Genomic DNA, 18,179 nt, shown 5'->3' on the forward strand with positions numbered 1-18,179 from the left:
TATGGGATTATTTAAGAGAAAGTCTGAAAAAGAAAAGCTTCAAAGCAAATACGAAAAGCTCATTGCTGAGTCTTATAAGTTATCACACACCGACAGAAAAGCCAGCGATTTAAAGGCTGCAGAAGCTGATGAAATTTTAAGAAAGATAGAGTCGCTGAATTAATTTACCGATTTCAATCTCTGCAACAATTCCAAGAGTTTGTTTTTGATTAGCACAGATTCATTCCAGGGCAAAAAATGATTCTGCCCCTCTAGCATAATTAGTTCATGAGGTGCATTTACCGAAGCACTATCTGCAAATGGACCGTTACCAGGAGCAACCAAGTTGTCTTCAGTTCCTTGAATGGTAATGACATCAGCTTTTACATTTTTCCATAAAGGCAGCATCAACTCTAACTCCTCTTCCAGAAAAATCAATTCTTCGTTAGATATTCTAAAGATTTTAGGGACAATAGCACCTACAACTGGCCAACGCATTGGCACTCTAAACCAATCTTCTTCAGGCTCCAACTTTGGGTCTAAAGCAGGAGCTAACAAAACCAAGCCATCTACTAATTCTGGATAGTCCATAGCCATTCGCACTGCAATTGGCCCTCCCAAAGAGTGTCCAATCACTATGCGTGGAGCTGCCGCCACTTCAAGCATAGGTTTTAGTAATCTCCCCTGCTCTTCCAATGAGCGAATAGGTATTCCATAACTCGATTTACCAAAACCTGGCCTATCTGGGGCGTAAATCTGAGCACCGTTATAAAGAGTGCTATCAGCAAAATAATCTATGAATGCATCCCAAGCACCGGGTGTTCCATGAATGAATATGAAAGAACCACTATCAGCTCTATTCAACACTTTATAGTGCATCTGATAGCCGTCAACATCGTAGTAAGTACTTTCAGGTTTTACGGGCTTGTTGGCAAAATAAGCTTCCACCTCCCTTTCCGTTTTAGAGAAGCTAATGCAGCTACTTACAATTTGCGAAACCACAATAAAGCCAATAAAGATTACTAGACACCCGACTTTAACTTTCCTTTTCGCTTTCATAGTTATTCAACCTGATAAAAATAAAAAACCACTCCCAAACGGAAGTGGTTTTAAATATCGCTTCTGTCAGACAATTATCTTAAGAACAACATTTCTCTATACTTCAATAATGGCCAAGATTCATCATCTAGAATTCCTTCTAGCCTATCAACTGCATCTCTAATCACATCAAAGTATGTCCCCTTAATTTTATCGCAATAACCAATTGCTTTATCCCTAGAGTGCTCAAGGTTGTTAATCTCTCCTCTCACATCGTTCATAGCCTGAACATTGTTTTGGATGGTAACAATTTGGGCATTTACCTTTTCAAGGATCGATTTAATGTGGCTATTATCTAAACCAAATTCTGCTAAACCTCTTGCGTTTTGCATCAACTTATTCTGATACTGCACCGCGGCAGGAACAACTTGAGCCATTGCAATTTCAGAGATCAATCTGGCCTCAATCTGAATCTTCAAAATGTAATTCTCGAGCTGAATTTCATTTCTTGCTTCAAGCTCAATGGCAGACATAACGCCAAACTCCTCAAAAGTACTTTTTGCATCATCAGTAATGTAAGCATCAAGTGCTCTTGGAGTATCTTTCACATTAGGCAAGCCTCTTTGTTCGGCTTCATCGGCCCACTCTTGAGAGTAACCATCACCTTCGAACCTTACTCCTTTAGAAGCCTTAATATATTCTCTAAGCACATTAACAATGGCAATTTTCTTGTCTTCGCCTTTGTTAATTCTGTCAGAAACAACTTTGTAGAACTCCTTGAGCTGCTTAGCCATAATCAAGTTCAACACTGTCATTGGTTCTGCAACGTTTTGGTTAGAACCTACAGCCCTGAACTCAAACTTATTACCTGTAAACGCAAACGGGGAAGTTCTATTTCTATCAGTGTTATCCAGTATAATCTGAGGAATCTTATCGATACCCAGCTTCATATACATGTTATCACCCTTGTCTACCTTAATGTTACCGTTATTCTCCAACTCATCTAGAACTGCAGTAAGATCAGAACCAAGGAAAACAGACATAATTGCCGGAGGAGCCTCATTAGCACCAAGTCTATGGTCGTTACCAGCAGACGCAATACTAGCCCTTAGAAGACCAGCATTTTTATGGATGGCCATTACAGTATTTACCAAGAAAGTAAGGAACTGAAGGTTTTCACGTGCACTTGAACTTGGTTGGAAAACATTAACCCCGTTAGAAGCAATAAGTGACCAGTTGTTGTGCTTACCACTTCCATTTAGGCCAGCAAATGGCTTTTCATGGAACAGAATAGCCAAATCATGTCTTTCAGCAACTCTATTCATCACATCCATCATTAAAGAGTTGTGATCTGTAGCCACGTTGATATCTTCAAAGATTGGAGCCACCTCAAACTGAGCTGGAGCCACCTCATTGTGGCGTGTAGAAACAGGGATACCTAATTTTAAACACTCAATCTCAAAGTCTTTCATAAAGTTGTAAACCCTACTCGGAATAGCTCCAAAGTAGTGATCGTCTAACTGCTGACCTCTTGCAGGATGACGCCCGAATACGGTTCTCCCCGCCATCACCAAGTCAGGTCTTGCGTTGTACAATGCTCTGTCTACAACAAAATATTCTTGCTCACAACCCAAAGAAGCACTTACTCTGTTCACATTCCTATCGAACAATTGGCAAACCTTGGTTGCGGCCTTATCAACAGCCTCTACCGCTTTCAACAATGGAGCTTTGTAATCTAACGCCTCCCCTGTGTAAGAAACGAAGATGGTAGGAATACATAGCGTTCTACCCCAAATGAAGATTGGAGAACTTGGATCCCACGCGGTATATCCTCTAGCCTCGAAAGTTGAGCGAATACCTCCGTTAGGAAAAGAAGAGGCATCTGGTTCTTGTTGAATCAGCTCACTCCCTTTAAGAACCTCCACTTTTTTGTGGGCATCAAAGAAAGAGTCGTGTTTTTCTGCTGTAGCTCCAGTAAGTGGCTGAAACCAGTGCGTGTAGTGCGTAGTACCTTTAGAAATAGCCCAAGTTTTAACAGCCGATGCTATTTCGTTGGCAGTTTCTACATCTATCTTCTTACCTTTCTTTATGGCAGATTCTACTTTTTTGAAAGTATCGGGAGCAAGAGTAGCTTTCATTTTCTCCATGGTGAATACTTCATCCGCGAAGAAGTCAGAAATCTTGTCCGAAGGAGCAAAAACACGATCAGTTGTTCTTTGCTGAACGATGTTTAGGGCACGTTGGCGCTGATTCGACATATCTATTGATTTTTGTGTTTTAAAATTCGTCTCGAAATTAACATAATTACGTAATCCATGACGAACAACACTCAGAAAATTATCCGTTTTCGGAATGAAAACGTTTTCAAATTAAAAATTAGGTCTCGAAAACAACCTAAAACGAAAATTTAAACAAAATTGGGAGAAATCGAATTCTACAGGAAATGAACTAAATTGCACTCATAATTCTTACCTTTGCACCCCGTTAAGGAAAGCATGAAGAAAGTTGCCTTTTATACACTAGGATGTAAACTGAATTTCTCTGAGACTTCAACTATCTCCAGACAGTTTGAAGACAGAGGCTTTCAGAAGGTGGAGTTTTCAGACACTCCAGATGTTTTCATCATTAATACTTGTTCGGTTACTGAAAATGCCGACAAGAAGTGTAAAAAGATTGTAAAAGAGGCTCAAAAGATCAATCCGGAAGGGTTTGTAGCTATAATAGGATGTTACGCTCAGCTCAAGCCCAAAGAAATTTCAGAAATAGAAGGAGTTGATGCTGTATTAGGAGCAGCAGAAAAGTTCAGGCTATTAGACCTTCTCCCTACGTTTCAAAAGTCTGACGAAGCTCAAGTGCTTGCTTCAGAAATTAAAGAGGCTCGTGCATTTAACAATGCCTACTCCATTAACGATAGAACCAGAACCTTTCTTAAAGTTCAAGACGGCTGTAATTACCATTGCGCGTTCTGTACTATTCCTTTAGCAAGAGGAAAAAGCAGAAGTGATAGCATAGCCAACATTATTAAATCTGCAGAACAAATTGCGGCTACCGATACCAAAGAAGTAGTTCTAACTGGTGTCAATATTGGCGATTTTGGTATTCAAGAGGGTAAACGCGTTGAAAAATTCGTAGACCTTGTCAAGGCGATAGATCAAGTGAATGGGATTGATAGAATAAGAATCTCATCTATAGAGCCCAATCTATTAACCAATGAAATCATTGAGTACACATTAACCTCCAACAGGTTTGTACCTCACTTTCATATTCCGCTTCAATCTGGAAGCAACAAAATACTCAGGAAGATGCGCAGAAGATATCTTCGTGAGCTTTACGAAGACAGAGTTTCTAAAATCAAAAACATTATTCCAGACTCCTGTATTGGAGTAGATGTGATTGTGGGCTTCCCTGGCGAAACAGAAGAAGACTTCTTAGACACCTACAACTTCTTGAATGAGCTGAATATATCTTACCTCCATGTTTTCACCTATTCTGAAAGAGCCAATACTGCCGCTCCAGACATGGAAGGAACGGTTCCTATGAAGGAGAGAAATAGAAGATCTAAAATGCTTCGCATTCTGTCAGAAAAGAAGAAGCGTCAGTTCTACGAAAGCCAACTTGGAACTACTAGAACCGTGCTTTTCGAAGATGACGTTCAAGATGGTATGATGCACGGTTTCACCGAAAACTATGTTCGTGTAGCTGCCAAATATGATCCTCTTCTGATTAATGAGCTCAAAACTGTTCAACTCACTCACATTAATGACAATGGCGTAGTTGAAGTTGAAGAGCCAGAAATGGTTTTTGAAACCCATTAGACACCTTTCAATCTAAGTCTAAGTCCGGTTACCCATATCTCTTTACAAGGCACATCGCTGATCCGTATATGTTGATATGTCTAGTGCAGGTCACGTAATGGATTCTATAAAAAGGATGAAAGCCAACAGAGCGTTAACTACGCGAAGGGACGCTTTCAACATAAAAGAGGCCAATTTATTCAGACCTAGAGCTTCTTCCGAAATCAGAAAGTATAGATTTAAAGAAGCTACCCCTCAATACCTTAGAAAGCTCAAGGCACAACTTTCTACTGAAAAGAAAAGGGAGCTAATTAAGCAAATCATAGTCCTGATCATATCTATATCTCTTGGGATTATCATCTTCTTATAGCCTTCAAAAGCTTCTATTTTCGTTACTCAAGAATAATAAACAGCCCTCCTAAAAACTTGAGTAATTCTGTATCATTTTTTTAGCCAAGGAACCTTTCCACTCGGGTGAGATTTAGTAATTTAGATGTCCAATTTTAGTTTTCCAGCAACCGATCGAACTAAGTCTCTATGTATCTGATATTTGATACCGAAACCACCGGTTTACCCCAAAATTACAATGCTCCGTTAACGGATTTTGAGAACTGGCCAAGGCTAGTGCAAATAGCATGGCAATTACATGACATGAGGGGTAACTTGCTCGTTGCCAGAAACCTCATAGTTAAACCTGAGGGCTTCACCATTCCTTATAACTCGGTTCAAATTCATGGAATTACTACAGAACGGGCTTTAGATGAGGGGAAAGACCTGAAAGAAGTGCTGGCCATGTTTGAAGAAGACATGAAAGGTGCCGAATTCGGTATTGGCCATAATATAGAGTTCGATTATAACATTGTAGGATCTGAATTCTTAAGAGCTGGATTAACCAATCCGTTGGAGCATTTAGAAGAGTTGGACACCAAATTAGTTTCTACCAATTATTGTGCAATTCCGGGAGGTAGAGGCGGACAGTTCAAGTGGCCTACCCTAACCGAACTTCATACTAAACTCTTCGGCAAGGCCTTCGCTGAGGCTCACGATGCCGCCTATGATGTAGACGCTACAGCACGATGTTTCTTCGGCCTAATCAAGGAAAGCGTTGTTCCTCCAGCAAAAGGAATAAAACTTCACGAGGTTATTTATGAAGCCCCTGAGTTAGACGAAGCAAATTTTGCTAAAACAGACACTGCTGGCCCCAAAATAGACCACAATAAAGTAGATAAAGAAGGGCTCACAGAGCTTAAAGAAGTACCATTTTCACACTTACACGTTCATTCACAGTTTTCCATCCTCCAAGCCGTATCGGATATCAATAGTTTAGTTGGGGCTGTAAAAGAAATGGGTATGCCTGCCGTGGCTCTTACTGACCATGGCAATATGATGGGAGCCTTTCACTTTGTAAGTGCCGCTTTAGCTGCAGACATCAAGCCTATTGTAGGTTGCGAATTCAATGTTTGTGCCGACCGATCTAATAAAAAAGTTCAAGACAATGGTTTTCAAACGGTCATTCTGGCTAAAAACAGAAACGGGTATCATAACCTTGTAAAGCTTTCATCTATAGCCTTTACTGAAGGCTTCTACTACGTACCAAGAATTGACAAGGACGATTTAATTAAGTATAAAGAAGACCTAATTATACTTACTGGTGGCCTTTGGGGCGAAGTTCCTTATAAGATTCTAAACGTTGGAGAAACGCAGGCAGAAGAAGCCTTTGCTTGGTGGAAAGAACAGTTCGGAGACGACTTTTATGCAGAAATAAACCGACACGGCATCCCTGAAGAAGACCATGTCAACTCCATTCTACTTCAACTTTGTAAAAAGTATGATGTAAAATATATAGCAGCCAACAATACTTACTACACCACCAAAGACCAGTCTTCTGCTCACGATGTACTGCTTTGTGTAAAAGATGCCGAATCGGTCAATAAGCCGAAAAAATACATAGGTAAGCGCGGTAGAGAGTTTAGGTATGGCTTCCCTAATGACGAGTTTTACATTAAGTCGGAAGACGAGATGAAGAAGCTCTTCTCCGATATTCCAGATGCCATTACCAATACCAATGAAATTGTTGAGAAGGTAGAATCTTATCAATTAGCGAGAGATGTACTTCTTCCTAAATACGAGATTCCAGAAGAGTTTCAACACCCCGAAGACGATATTGACGGAGGCAAGAGAGGAGAAAACGCCTATCTACGACATCTAACTTATGTAGGTGCAGAAGCTCGATACGGAGAAATAACTGATGATATAAGAGAAAGGCTAGACTTTGAGCTTGCTACAATTGAAAGAACAGGTTACCCTGGCTACTTCCTCATTGTTCAAGATTTTACCAACAAAGCTAAAGAGCTAGATGTATCCGTTGGCCCTGGCCGTGGCTCGGCTGCTGGTTCGGCCGTTGCCTATTGTATTGGAATTACTAATGTAGACCCAATTAAGTACGATCTCCTTTTTGAGCGTTTCCTAAACCCTGACAGGGTATCACTTCCCGATATTGATATCGATTTTGATGATGAAGGAAGACAAAGAGTAATTGATTATGTAATTGACAAATACGGCAAAAATCAGGTTGCTCAGATTATTACATACGGTACAATGGCGGCCAAGTCTTCTATCAGAGATACAGCCAGAGTACTTGAACTCCCTCTTTCGGAAGCCGACAGAGTTGCAAAACTGGTTCCTGACACCAAACTGCGAAAACTCTTCGGGTGGTCTGAAAAAGACCTCCGCGACAACCTAAGGTCTGAACAGGTACCACTAGCACAAGAACTTAGAAAGATAGCCGAAGGCAACAACCTCGAAGCAAGAACGGTTAACCAAGCCCGAGTAATTGAAGGCTCTGTTAGAAACACCGGTATACATGCTTGTGGAGTAATAATTACGCCAGACGACATCACCAAGTTTGCTCCTGTAGCCACTGCCAAAGATTCTGACATGTGGTGTACTCAGTTCGACAACTCGGTGGTAGAAAGTGCAGGTCTACTGAAAATGGACTTCTTGGGTCTGAAAACCCTTACCCTTATTAAGGATGCGGTTAAAAACGTAAAAGAGAAACATGATGTAGACCTAGTTCCTGATGATTTTCCACTGGATGACCAAAAGACTTATGAGCTCTTTCAACGAGGAGAAACGGTAGGGATTTTCCAGTACGAATCTGCTGGTATGCAGAAGTACATGAAAGAGCTAAAGCCTACCGAGTTTGCAGACCTTATTGCCATGAACGCCCTCTATCGCCCGGGGCCTCTTGAATACATTCCTTCCTTTATTCGAAGAAAACATGGTGATGAACCAATCACTTATGACTTGGCCGATATGGAAGAATATCTGGCTGAAACATACGGAATTACGGTATATCAAGAGCAGGTGATGCTTCTTTCGCAAAAGCTGGCCGACTTTACCAAAGGTGAGGCAGACGTTTTGCGTAAGGCCATGGGTAAAAAGCAGAGGGCTGTACTAGATAAAATGAAGCCTAAGTTTGTAGAGCAAGCTAAGGCCAAAGGGCACGATGAAAAGAAGCTTGAAAAAATCTGGCGCGACTGGGAGGCTTTTGCTTCTTACGCCTTCAATAAGTCGCACTCAACTTGCTATGCCTATGTAGCCTTCCAAACGGCATACCTTAAGGCGCACTACCCTGCTGAATACATGGCTTCTGTACTCAGCAACAACATGAACGACATTAAGCAGGTAACCTTCTTTATGGAAGAGTGCAAGCGAATGGGGGTTCCTGTACTCGGTCCAGATGTGAATGAATCGAACTATAAATTTACTGTAAACCAAAACGGAGAAATACGTTTTGGAATGGGGGCCATTAAAGGTGTGGGCGAAGCAGCTATTGAATCGATAGTGGCAGAAAGGAAAGAAAATGGACCTTATAAGAATATTTTTGATTTTGCCGAACGCGTAAACCTAAGAGTAGTAAATAAGAAAAACTTTGAAGCCCTAGCACAAGCAGGAGGCTTCGATTGCTTCGAATACCATAGAAGACAATACTTATGGGCTGAAGACAATGAGCAAACCCTAATTGAAAAGGTTATCCGATATGCCAACGCCATGCAGGCAGAGAAAGATGCTGCTCAGGTTTCATTGTTTGGCGGAGATAGTAATGTAGCCACTCCCCTACCTAAAGTTCCTGAGGTAGAAACCTTTAGTCAGATGGAAAAACTTAGGTTAGAAAAAGAGGTCATTGGCTTCTACGTTTCTGGCCACCCTCTCGACCAGTTCGAGATAGAATTAGAATCTTTCTGCAAACCAATTTCAGACATCAATAAATTCCCCAATCAAGATATTTCCATTGGTGGAATTGTCAACTCCGTTCGGAATGGGCAAACCAAAACTGGTAAACCGTTCGGTATACTGAACATTGAAGATTACAACGGGGCCACAGAGCTCTTCTTGATGGGTGAAAAATTCATCAATAATGCCGCCTACTTACGCCCAGGTGAGTTCTTATTCATTCGAGGAAAGGTTGAGTTAAACTGGAGAAAAAAGAAGGAAATTCGAGACAACCCAGCTATTAACCCGAACCCTGAAGACTGGGAGCTCCAGACTCAGACCATCTCACTACTTAGTGAGCTTCGAGAGAAAATGGGGAAAGGAGTTCATATAAGACTAAATGCAAGAATGGTCGATCAAGATTTAATCGATACCATTATGCAACTTACCGAAACCTACGAAGGGGAAACCATGTTGAAGATTGAGCTTTTTGATAGGGAAGAGAACATCAAGGTTGAACTTATCTCTAGAAAAGTGAAAATCGATCCAACTCGTGAGTTAATCAAAACCTTGAATAGCTGTACAGATGGTGCCAGATTAATTACTGCTTAAGGCGTGTGTAATTGAGTAAGTTTCCGTTCGGAACTTTTTGATTACTTTTGATGTCTATTCGGTGTAGCTTAGCAAAAGAAAATAACAAACTATATATAATGGGAAAAGCATTAGAAATAAACGATTCAAACTTCGAGGAAGTGGTGTTGAAGTCTGACAAGCCAGTTTTAGTGGATTTTTGGGCAGCGTGGTGTGGGCCTTGTAGAATGGTTGGTCCAGTGGTAGAAGAAATTGCAGATGAGTACGGTGATACTGCCGTTGTTGGTAAAATTGATGTAGACAACAACCAAGACATTGCCATCAAATATGGTATCAGATCTATTCCTGCTTTGCTTTTCTTCAAAGATGGTGAAGTAGTAGACAATGTAGTTGGAGCTGTTCCAAAAGGCGTTTTAACTAACAAACTCGATGCTCAAATTGGCACCGAAGCCTAAGTAATAAAAAAAAATTATGTTTACTGAGACCCCAGCAATTGCTGGGGTTTCTTTTTATACCATTCTTACAACCTATGTACTTTTGATAGAGAACAAGGTCATTTTCGCTTTAGAAACTCCTATTATTGGGCAAGTAAATTGAAGTGAACTATTTTTTATGACTAGATTCTTATCCCTCCTCACCGTATCTCTTTTAACACTTGGCTCACTATATGGTCAAAAAAAGGACTTGAGATATAACCTCAACGATGACGGCAGTCAGTACATCAAAGCCACTTTTCTTAACCAGACTTGGGTTCGATGGACTCAAAATAACCCGGGCACTTTGGTAGATGGTTATTTAGAAGACAACACTTTTGATATTGGCCTAAGAAGAACCAGAATTCAACTTTTTGGAAAAATATCTGATAGAGTATTTGTCTACACACAGTTCGGCACAAATAACCTTAGCTACATTGGCGAAAGAAAGCAAGGTCTGTTCTTTCACGATGCCATTGGAGAAATAGAATTGGCCAAAGGCAAACTTTCAGTTGGTACCGGGCTCACTGGCTGGGTGGGTTTTCTTAGGTACTCATCTCCTTCTATTGGTAGCTTACTCACTATGGATGCTCCTCTTTATCAACAAGCAACTAACGATGTAAGCGATCAGTTTGTAAGAAAGTATAGTATCTATGCTAAAGGCAAATTAGGGAAGCTAGATTATAGAATTGCCCTATCTAAACCCATGAGCATTTTAGCCTCGTCAGTCCAAAGTGCAATTATTGGCCCTAATTCACTGTTCTCTAACGAACCAGCGAACCTCCAAACACAAGGATACTTCAAGTATGAGTTTTTAGATTCAGAGTCTAACCTTACACCTTATAATACAGGCTCATACCTAGGGTCTAAAAACGTCTTCAACATTGGTGCAGGCTTCATTTTTCAGAAGGATGCCATGTGGCACACAGAGAACAACGGGGCTGATATTGTAAGAGAAAACTTAGCGCTTTTTGGCGTAGATGTATTTTACGACCGTGTGCTTGACGCCTCTAAAAACACTGCCATTACAGCATATGCAGCAATCAGTTCGAACGATTATGGGAAAAATTATGTAAGAAACTTAGGGGTTATGAACCCTGCCAATGGTGGCGGAAGCTCATTTAATGGCTCAGGTAATTCTTTCCCTATCAATGGCACCGGTACACTTAGTTACTTTCAGTTGGGCTATCTATTGAAGAATAATTTACTCGGAGAAATGGGAACCCTCCAGCCCTATGTTGCCTCACAAATCGCTAGTTTGGATTTACTTAATGATACCATGACCATGTATGAATTTGGCATGAACTGGTTAATAAAGGGGCATGCTACCAAGGTCTCTTTAAACTACCAAAGTAGGCCTGTCTTCAACTTTAACAATACCAACGACTTAGTTTCTACAGATAGAAGAGGAATGACTGTTCTTCAACTGCAAGTATCTATATAATAAAACAAGAAAGAGGCTGCTTCAAAGCTTATTCCGTGCACGGTCTAAACTTTAAAGCAGCCTCTTCATTTTATAAAAGGCCTAGTCTTACCTAGCCATATTCCCTAAGAAAATCGCATTTAGGAATAGCTTATTGGTTCCGTACCACATACCTCTGAAGTTTGGGTTATCCGCGAATAGAATCACATTCCCTCTGCCCATTCCACTAGTAATTAAAGAGGCTGTTCCTCCTAGTGCCGCTAGGTTCTCTTTGTTGACATAGCCACTTAAGAGAGGATTATCCGCATACTTTACTACCGTATTGAAAGGACTGCTACTAGGAGCCATGAAAATGGAGTGGTTTCTGTAAACCGGCAATTCTCTACTGGTATATCCGAAAGCAAGTGGATGAGTAATATCTACATCGGTCATGTACATTGAACCACCAATAGCATTTGACCCATAGAAGTCTCTAGACGTTACGTAGTCCATTCTTTCAGGCGTTTCTCGCTGAGGTCTATCTGCAAACTTTCCATTCACAAACTTGGAAGAAATAGCCCAGCTAGTAGCATTTCTGAGCGTAATCATAGTGCCTCCGTCTCTCACCCATTGTTTAATTCTATCTATGGTATTTTCTCCTAAAGATGAATAATAACCAGAAGGTAGAATCAGGGTATTGTAATCGCTCCAGTTAATTCGCCCAACATTATCAGTCCAGACTTTGGTGATTGGCATACCCACCTTAGAATCTAGCAAGTGCCACACTTCGCCAGCCTCATAACTGCTTGTTCCCGGACCAATAAGCATTAGCACTTTAGGCTTTCTTATTGTCTGGAAGTTTCCACTCCCTAAATCTATTCCTGAAGTACTATAGCCTGTAGTGACAGGGTAAGCCATTATACCTGCTAACTCTGTTGCCTCATCTACATAAGCCCTCACCAATTCTGAACTAACCTCTTGTCTTCGAACCGGAATCATTAGTGTACCATATCCAAATTCTTGAACTCCTTTAGGAGTTTCTATGCTGAAAGGTTTGAATGCTGAATTAACATAAAGCCCTTTTTCTAGCAAGTAGTTAAGCGCTTTAGGGGCAAAATATTCATCCCATTCAATTAAATAAGCATATTCTGACTTACCTACGCTTTCGTAGCTACCTTTTAAATCGTCACGTTGGAGCTCTACTCCATTCAATTGATTCTTACCAGCATATCTTTCATAAGGCATATTGTAGCTCAGTGCAGCTGTCCAAGCAGAGGCATCATAGAAAATACTATCATAGAAGGTGGTCACTTTCTCAAACATTGTTCTCACCATTCTGTATTGCTTCTGAGCGTTAGGAACATAGAATGCACTACCAGCTTTAAAGTTCTTATCACCCAAAGAGATATCTTCATTTAAGGCCAAAGTCTTGATTTTATGGCGAAGCAAAAGGTCTAGAAACGCCTCATTTCTACCATTATCTGAAGGGTCTCCAAAAACCCAGCCTCCACCAGCTTGAGCGCCTTCACTTTTAGCTGACTCAAAGTAATTTTCCATGTGAGCCAACAAGGTATTCTTCTCTGCTACAGCTGCCCTTACCGTGGCCATACTTGAGGTTAAATGATTCTTAATGGTAAAGGCAAAAGCTACTTTACCCATTCTTGAATCTTGCAAATGACCTCTAGAGCTAGCTTGTTCGAACACTAAACCTAATGCACCATGAATATCAGGATAGGTAGAACCATAGCCAGGATAACTATTGTCATAACTTTCCTTGGTGAAATAGAGCGAACCAATTTCGTCTAGAGCTTCATGGAAATAGCCAGCAAAAAGATTATTCAACCCATCGTAATTATCTCTCGGTACTACAGGATTCTCCGAGCCAAAAGGTTTTGTAGGCTCAAAGAAATAAGTAGAGTTTGTTCCCATCTCATGAAAATCTGTCACCACATTAGGATACCACTTGTGATAAAAATCAATTCTGGCCTGACTTTCTACATGAGCTAATGGTAGCCAGTCGCGATTCAAATCATACCAATAATGGTTTGTTCTACCACCAGGCCACATTTCGTTATGCTCTGCATCTGTAGGGTCTGAAACTAGAGGGTTAGCTTTGTACGCGTTTGCCCAAGTAGAATGTCTATCCCTTCCGTCTGGATTAAAGTTTGGGTCAATCATTATCACAGCTTCATCCAACGCGGTGGTTACCTCATTATGTAAGCCTGCTACATAATAGTAAGCCGCTAACAATGCCGCTTCAGAACTTGAAGGCTCATTACCGTGAACATTATACCCCAACAACACAACAGACTTATGATCTGCATAATCCCCAATGTGCTTATCTGGGTCTACCAATTGTAGGTGATCTTTTCTAATCGACTCAAGGTTTTCGATATTCTTGGGAGCAGACACAGTAAGCACCACTAGCTTACGGTGTTCGTAAGTTTCACCAATTATCTCAAACTTGGCTCTTTCAGATTTACTAGCCAGTTCTTTCATGTACCCTACTATGGCATCGTGCCGAGTATGTAGCGTTCCAACAGGATAGCCTAAATACTCTTCGGGTGTAGGAATCTTCGGATCAAAGCGAGAACCCTCGGGAAAAAAGTAATCAGATTGAGCAGTAGCTTGTGAGAGCATAAGCATCATCAGCAAGCCAGATAAGAGCTGTTTGAATTTCATAATTAGTAGTTATCGGTTGAACCGCTATTTGCACATTATTTTCAGCAAGGAATTAGCCTTCTAAGGCAAATTAAATTCACCAAAACACATCCTTATCGCTCGTCTACATGTTTGATAGCGGGCATATTATTGACCGTTAAGTTAAACAAATCAGGGCGATGATAATGACCAATTGGGTCGAAGTCTAGCTTAGCTTGTGTAACACGGTCTAAATTGATTTCAGCGGTTATTATTCCCTCCTCATCCCATAGTGGTCCGGCAAGAACTTCACCTAAAGGATCTATAATCACCGAGCCTCCTCGACTCATTACTTCAGGCTGATCCGAAAGCGCTGCCTGAAGTTCTGCAGGATACATTGACTTCTGTACAAACTGATTGCTGGCTAGAACAAAACATCTACCTTCTAGCGCAATATGTTTCATGGTGGCTTGCCAGTTTTCTCTGGCATCGGCAGTGGGAGCTAAATATAGCTGAACCCCTTTCTGATACATGGCCATACGGGCCATGGGCATGTAATTCTCCCAACAAATTAGGCCTCCAATACTTCCATAGACGGTTTTAAAAGTGCTGAGTGTAGAACCATCGTCTTCACCCCAAATCACTCTCTCCTGACCGGTAGGTTTAGTTTTACGATGTTTCCCAATAAATTCACCATGAGGAGAAAAATAAAAGAGGCTGCAATAAAGCGTACCAGAGATGGTATCTTTTTCATTGACGCCAATGACTAAGAATACTTGTGCCTTTTTAGCTAACTCAGCCAGTCTATTGCATGCTTGGTCTCCTTCAGCAACTGAAGAATCCCAATATTTCTGCCATAGTAACCTACCTTGTTCGGTTCTACTCCCTACTACTGTTCCAAAGTTCAAACCCCTAGGGTAAACCGATAAAAAAGCTTCTGGAAAGAGTACTAACTTAGCACCTCTTTGGGCTGAGTCATTCACCAACGACTCAACCTTCTGAAGTGTGGTTTCTAGATCGAATAATACTGATGCTGCCTGCACTACTGCTACTTGATAAGTACTCATGCAGGAAGGTAAGCAGAATTATGGAATCTACTTCTTCTTAGCTAAAAGTCCGATTAACAAGGCTACTAAGCCAAGACCAATAGTGATATATGCATTGTCATTATCCTGTGCCGATGCTTCAGCAATTCCAATGTCTATAGATGCTTCTGGAGTCACTAACAAATACCCTCCATATCCTAAAAGGGCAACTCCAACAATAATTAAAATGGTTTTAATAAGGCTATTCATGGTTCAGTTTATGGTTAAAAAATCTACAGACATATAAACCAACCAAAGTGGCATTTGTTCTTAATGGAAGGCAAGCCCACACAAGTAACCGTTTCAACAGCACTGATTCCGAAGAGATCAATAACTTTGCAGTAATGTCAGAATCGAAGACTGTAAGAATAAACAAATACCTCAGTGAGGTGGGCTATTGCTCTAGGCGTGCTGCCGACAAGCTTCTGGAACAAGGTAGAATTACCATTAACGGAAAAGTACCAGAATTAGGCACTAAAATAAGTGAAGGTGATGAAGTTAGGGTTGATGGAAAACTAATTTCTAACCCAGAAGAAGAGCATGTTTACATCGCTTTTAACAAACCTGTTGGCATAGTATGTACTACAGATACTCGGGTTGAAAAAGACAATATCATTGATTACATCAACCATCAAAAGCGAATTTTTCCAATAGGCCGATTAGACAAACCCAGTGAAGGCCTCATTCTGCTTACCAGTGATGGTGACATTGTAAATAAAATACTTCGAGCCCGCAACCATCATGAAAAGGAGTACATAGTAGATGTGAATAAGCCCATCACTGATGAATTCATTAGAAGGATGAGTAATGGAGTACCTATTTTAGATCAGGTTACACGAAAATGTAAGGTTGAAAGAATCAGTAAGTTCAAGTTCAAGATTATTCTTACTCAAGGACTTAACCGTCAAATTAGACGTATGTGCGAGTATTTAGGCTACGAGGTTTATAAACTCAAGCGTGTTCGCATTATGAACATACACTTAGACTTGAAAGTAGGACAATGGCGAGACCTTACTCCAAAGGAGTTACAGCAGATCAATTCTATGGTAGAAAGCTCTGCTAAAACTCACGATTGAAATTAAAGCTTAGTAAAAGACCTCATTCAGAAACGTAATCATTCTATTTAACGGTTCGATAGCATCTTTCTCAAAGCTATTTCCTAAAAACTCGTTAGACCCAGAATCTAAATAAGCATGATTTCTGCCCTGATATAACCAGAATTGACCTGGCTGACCTTGTGCCTTCAGCTTGTCAAAATATGCTTTTACAGCTACAGGAGGCGTGGTTGAATCTTCACTACCAACATGAAAAAACTGAGGTGGTAATTGTCTTTCTTCAGCAGAAGGAATAAGGTAAATGGGGCTTACGGCCCTGTACATTGCGGCATTATCTTCTACGTTAAACTTATTCCCAAAGAGCCCTCTTGCCTTAGCTCCCCCCATTTGCCAAAAAAAGTTCGATTCCTTTTCAAAGCCACCTTGAGCAGCAGCTAGCATATCAAAGGCTCCATAGCTTGGTATGGCAGCCTGTACCTTTAGGTCTTCATCTTCAGCTACTTGTTCTGCCGTTTTACCTGCCGGTAAATAGCTCGGGTTGAATCCATAAGGTTCTTGGGCAAATCCAGACGATTTAAGATTATGCCCCGCCAGAACAACCATTTCAGTCAAATGACCTCCTGCACTATCACCGGTAACGGCTACGCGATTTGGATCACCTCCATATTGCTCAATGTGGTCTTTAACCCATAGCACCGCTCCAAATACATCTTCTACAATTTCATTAATGGTAACCGTATTGTTCTGATCACCAAGAAGTCTATAGTTAATGTTAGCCACCACATATTCGGCATTGCCAGAGACATATTCCGACATCTGATTCATGATTGAATTATCGTTAATAAGCCATCCGCCTCCATGAATTATAATTAGAACAGGATAACTATTTCTACTTGTTTGAGGAGTATAGATATCCATAGTAAGGTCAAAATCCTCAGGAGAAGCAAACACTACATCTTTGTTTACTTCTACCTGATGTTTCTGTGGTGTTTGCCCCATTAACGAGACAGCATTGGCCATTACGGCACAAATCACCAGAATAATATAAGCGCGTTTCATATAATTTTCTTAGTGTCAATAAGACACTAAGATATAATACATTTGATTAACTTTGGAATCAGTTCCTAATTTTCTGAATGGCTAACCTAAACACTGACCTCCTTACTCCTTCTGTAGCAATTGATTGTGTGGTTTTCGGGTTTCATGAAAACGAACTCAAGGTATTGTTGCTAAAGCTCAAGAATATAGATTTATGGGCCTTGCCTGGAGGTTTTGTACATAAGCATGTAGATATAGAAACGGAAGCTCACAATGCTCTAGAGCTTCGGACAGGCTTAGACAATATTTTTCTGAAGCAGTTTCACACCTTCGGATCAATTGAGCGCAATGACACTGATCACAATAAAATGTTGGTAGAGAAAAAAGTTATTCCAGAAGAATGGTTTCCTTGGTTTAACCAGCGATTTATTTCCATTGGTTTTTATGCATTGGTTGAATATTCTCAGGTAAAAGAGCCTATTCCCGGGCCAATATCTGAGGCATGCGAGTGGTGCTCAGTCAATGACCTTCCTCCCCTTATGTTAGATCATGAGCATATTCTTACCGTAGCTCATGAAACACTTAAAAAAGAACTCAACAACCAACCTATTGGTCTAAACTTACTTCCAAAACGATTCACTATACCAGAATTACAGTCGTTGTACGAAACCATTTTGGGTAAGAAATTAGACAGGCGAAACTTCAGAAGAAAGGTGATGAGCTTTGGTATTTTGGTATGTACCAATGAAAGAAGAACTGGTGTTGCACACAAAGCTCCTTTACTCTATGAATTTGATGAGGCCAGTTACATCAAAGCTAATGAAGCTGGCTTAAGTAGCGGTTGGTAGTCTTTTAACTTTAATCGTTAA

At 40.7% G+C, this 18,179-nt stretch carries 14 protein-coding genes; 8 read left to right on the forward strand and 6 right to left on the reverse strand.

The annotated features are described in order from the left end of the window. Position 1: 1 nt before the first annotated feature. On the forward strand, positions 2–163 hold the full coding sequence (locus T7867_RS17955; protein WP_317038763.1) for a Lacal_2735 family protein: 162 nt from the start codon (positions 2–4) through the stop codon (positions 161–163). Here T7867_RS17955 and T7867_RS17960 read toward each other — a convergent pair. Continuing rightward, the gene (locus tag T7867_RS17960; protein ID WP_068224394.1) at positions 160–1,038 is read right to left on the reverse strand and encodes an alpha/beta fold hydrolase; all 879 of its coding nucleotides are present in this window, start codon (positions 1,036–1,038) and stop codon (positions 160–162) included. The genes T7867_RS17955 and T7867_RS17960 overlap by 4 nt on opposite strands. Positions 1,039–1,112: 74 nt before the next feature. Next, a complete protein-coding gene (locus T7867_RS17965; RefSeq protein ID WP_068224397.1) occupies positions 1,113–3,275 on the reverse strand; it encodes a glutamine synthetase III family protein in 2,163 nt (720 codons plus the stop codon). 237 nt (positions 3,276–3,512) lie between these two features. Between T7867_RS17965 and mtaB the strand changes: the two genes are divergently transcribed. The 5 genes from mtaB to T7867_RS17990 all read left to right on the forward strand — a co-directional run bounded on the left by mtaB (position 3,513) and on the right by T7867_RS17990 (position 11,534). Next, a complete protein-coding gene (gene mtaB / locus T7867_RS17970) occupies positions 3,513–4,832 on the forward strand; it encodes a tRNA (N(6)-L-threonylcarbamoyladenosine(37)-C(2))-methylthiotransferase MtaB (RefSeq protein ID WP_322299619.1) in 1,320 nt (439 codons plus the stop codon). Between the two features lie 115 nt (positions 4,833–4,947). Then, complete coding sequence (locus tag T7867_RS17975) at positions 4,948–5,181, forward strand: hypothetical protein (RefSeq protein ID WP_322299620.1); 234 nt, start codon at positions 4,948–4,950, stop codon at positions 5,179–5,181. Between the two features lie 167 nt (positions 5,182–5,348). Continuing rightward, on the forward strand, positions 5,349–9,638 hold the full coding sequence (dnaE, locus tag T7867_RS17980; RefSeq protein WP_322299621.1) for a DNA polymerase III subunit alpha: 4,290 nt from the start codon (positions 5,349–5,351) through the stop codon (positions 9,636–9,638). A gap of 98 nt (positions 9,639–9,736) precedes the next feature. After that, on the forward strand, positions 9,737–10,072 hold the full coding sequence (trxA, locus tag T7867_RS17985; protein ID WP_068224415.1) for a thioredoxin: 336 nt from the start codon (positions 9,737–9,739) through the stop codon (positions 10,070–10,072). 157 nt (positions 10,073–10,229) lie between these two features. Beyond that, the gene (locus T7867_RS17990) at positions 10,230–11,534 is read left to right on the forward strand and encodes a hypothetical protein (RefSeq protein ID WP_322299622.1); all 1,305 of its coding nucleotides are present in this window, start codon (positions 10,230–10,232) and stop codon (positions 11,532–11,534) included. An 87-nt stretch (positions 11,535–11,621) separates the two neighbouring features. On the opposite strand, the gene T7867_RS17995 is transcribed toward T7867_RS17990, so the two are convergent. The 3 genes from T7867_RS17995 to T7867_RS18005 all read right to left on the reverse strand — a co-directional run bounded on the left by T7867_RS17995 (position 11,622) and on the right by T7867_RS18005 (position 15,427). Next, positions 11,622–14,174, reverse strand: coding sequence for a M14 family zinc carboxypeptidase (locus tag T7867_RS17995; protein WP_322299623.1), 2,553 nt, complete (start codon positions 14,172–14,174; stop codon positions 11,622–11,624). Positions 14,175–14,266: 92 nt separating this feature from the next. Then, positions 14,267–15,199 carry a carbon-nitrogen hydrolase family protein gene (locus T7867_RS18000; protein WP_322299624.1) on the reverse strand — a complete coding sequence of 311 codons (933 nt, stop codon included), beginning with the start codon at positions 15,197–15,199 and terminating at the stop codon, positions 14,267–14,269. A gap of 27 nt (positions 15,200–15,226) precedes the next feature. Continuing rightward, positions 15,227–15,427, reverse strand: a complete 201-nt coding sequence (locus T7867_RS18005) for a hypothetical protein (RefSeq protein WP_068224428.1) — start codon at positions 15,425–15,427, stop codon at positions 15,227–15,229. A 134-nt stretch (positions 15,428–15,561) separates the two neighbouring features. Between T7867_RS18005 and rluF the strand changes: the two genes are divergently transcribed. Further along, complete coding sequence (gene rluF / locus T7867_RS18010; RefSeq protein ID WP_273276294.1) at positions 15,562–16,293, forward strand: 23S rRNA pseudouridine(2604) synthase RluF; 732 nt, start codon at positions 15,562–15,564, stop codon at positions 16,291–16,293. Between the two features lie 9 nt (positions 16,294–16,302). Here rluF and T7867_RS18015 read toward each other — a convergent pair whose 3' ends face one another. Further along, entirely contained in the window at positions 16,303–17,331 is a 1,029-nt protein-coding gene (locus T7867_RS18015; RefSeq protein WP_322299625.1) for an alpha/beta hydrolase, read from the reverse strand. A 77-nt stretch (positions 17,332–17,408) separates the two neighbouring features. Between T7867_RS18015 and T7867_RS18020 the strand changes: the two genes are divergently transcribed. Beyond that, a complete protein-coding gene (locus tag T7867_RS18020) occupies positions 17,409–18,158 on the forward strand; it encodes an NUDIX hydrolase (protein ID WP_273276227.1) in 750 nt (249 codons plus the stop codon). Positions 18,159–18,179 lie beyond the last annotated feature (21 nt).

It is taken from the genome of Roseivirga spongicola (genome assembly GCF_034376045.1).
Classification (GTDB): Bacteria; Bacteroidota; Bacteroidia; order Cytophagales; family Cyclobacteriaceae; genus Roseivirga; species Roseivirga spongicola.

Excerpts from the sequence above, each read along its gene's own strand:
- dnaE (WP_322299621.1), top strand. The coding sequence starts at position 5,349 with ATGTATCTGATATTTGATACCGAAACCACCGGTTTACCCCAAAATTAC.
- rluF (WP_273276294.1), top strand. The coding sequence starts at position 15,562 with ATGTCAGAATCGAAGACTGTAAGAATAAACAAATACCTCAGTGAGGTG.
- T7867_RS18005 (WP_068224428.1), bottom strand. The coding sequence starts at position 15,427 with ATGAATAGCCTTATTAAAACCATTTTAATTATTGTTGGAGTTGCCCTT.
- T7867_RS17995 (WP_322299623.1), bottom strand. The coding sequence starts at position 14,174 with ATGAAATTCAAACAGCTCTTATCTGGCTTGCTGATGATGCTTATGCTC.
- T7867_RS17975 (WP_322299620.1), top strand. The coding sequence starts at position 4,948 with ATGAAAGCCAACAGAGCGTTAACTACGCGAAGGGACGCTTTCAACATA.
- T7867_RS18015 (WP_322299625.1), bottom strand. The coding sequence starts at position 17,331 with ATGAAACGCGCTTATATTATTCTGGTGATTTGTGCCGTAATGGCCAAT.
- mtaB (WP_322299619.1), top strand. The coding sequence starts at position 3,513 with ATGAAGAAAGTTGCCTTTTATACACTAGGATGTAAACTGAATTTCTCT.
- T7867_RS17955 (WP_317038763.1), top strand. The coding sequence starts at position 2 with ATGGGATTATTTAAGAGAAAGTCTGAAAAAGAAAAGCTTCAAAGCAAA.
- trxA (WP_068224415.1), top strand. The coding sequence starts at position 9,737 with ATGGGAAAAGCATTAGAAATAAACGATTCAAACTTCGAGGAAGTGGTG.
- T7867_RS18000 (WP_322299624.1), bottom strand. The coding sequence starts at position 15,199 with ATGAGTACTTATCAAGTAGCAGTAGTGCAGGCAGCATCAGTATTATTC.
- T7867_RS17990 (WP_322299622.1), top strand. The coding sequence starts at position 10,230 with ATGACTAGATTCTTATCCCTCCTCACCGTATCTCTTTTAACACTTGGC.
- T7867_RS17960 (WP_068224394.1), bottom strand. The coding sequence starts at position 1,038 with ATGAAAGCGAAAAGGAAAGTTAAAGTCGGGTGTCTAGTAATCTTTATT.
- T7867_RS18020 (WP_273276227.1), top strand. The coding sequence starts at position 17,409 with ATGGCTAACCTAAACACTGACCTCCTTACTCCTTCTGTAGCAATTGAT.
- T7867_RS17965 (WP_068224397.1), bottom strand. The coding sequence starts at position 3,275 with ATGTCGAATCAGCGCCAACGTGCCCTAAACATCGTTCAGCAAAGAACA.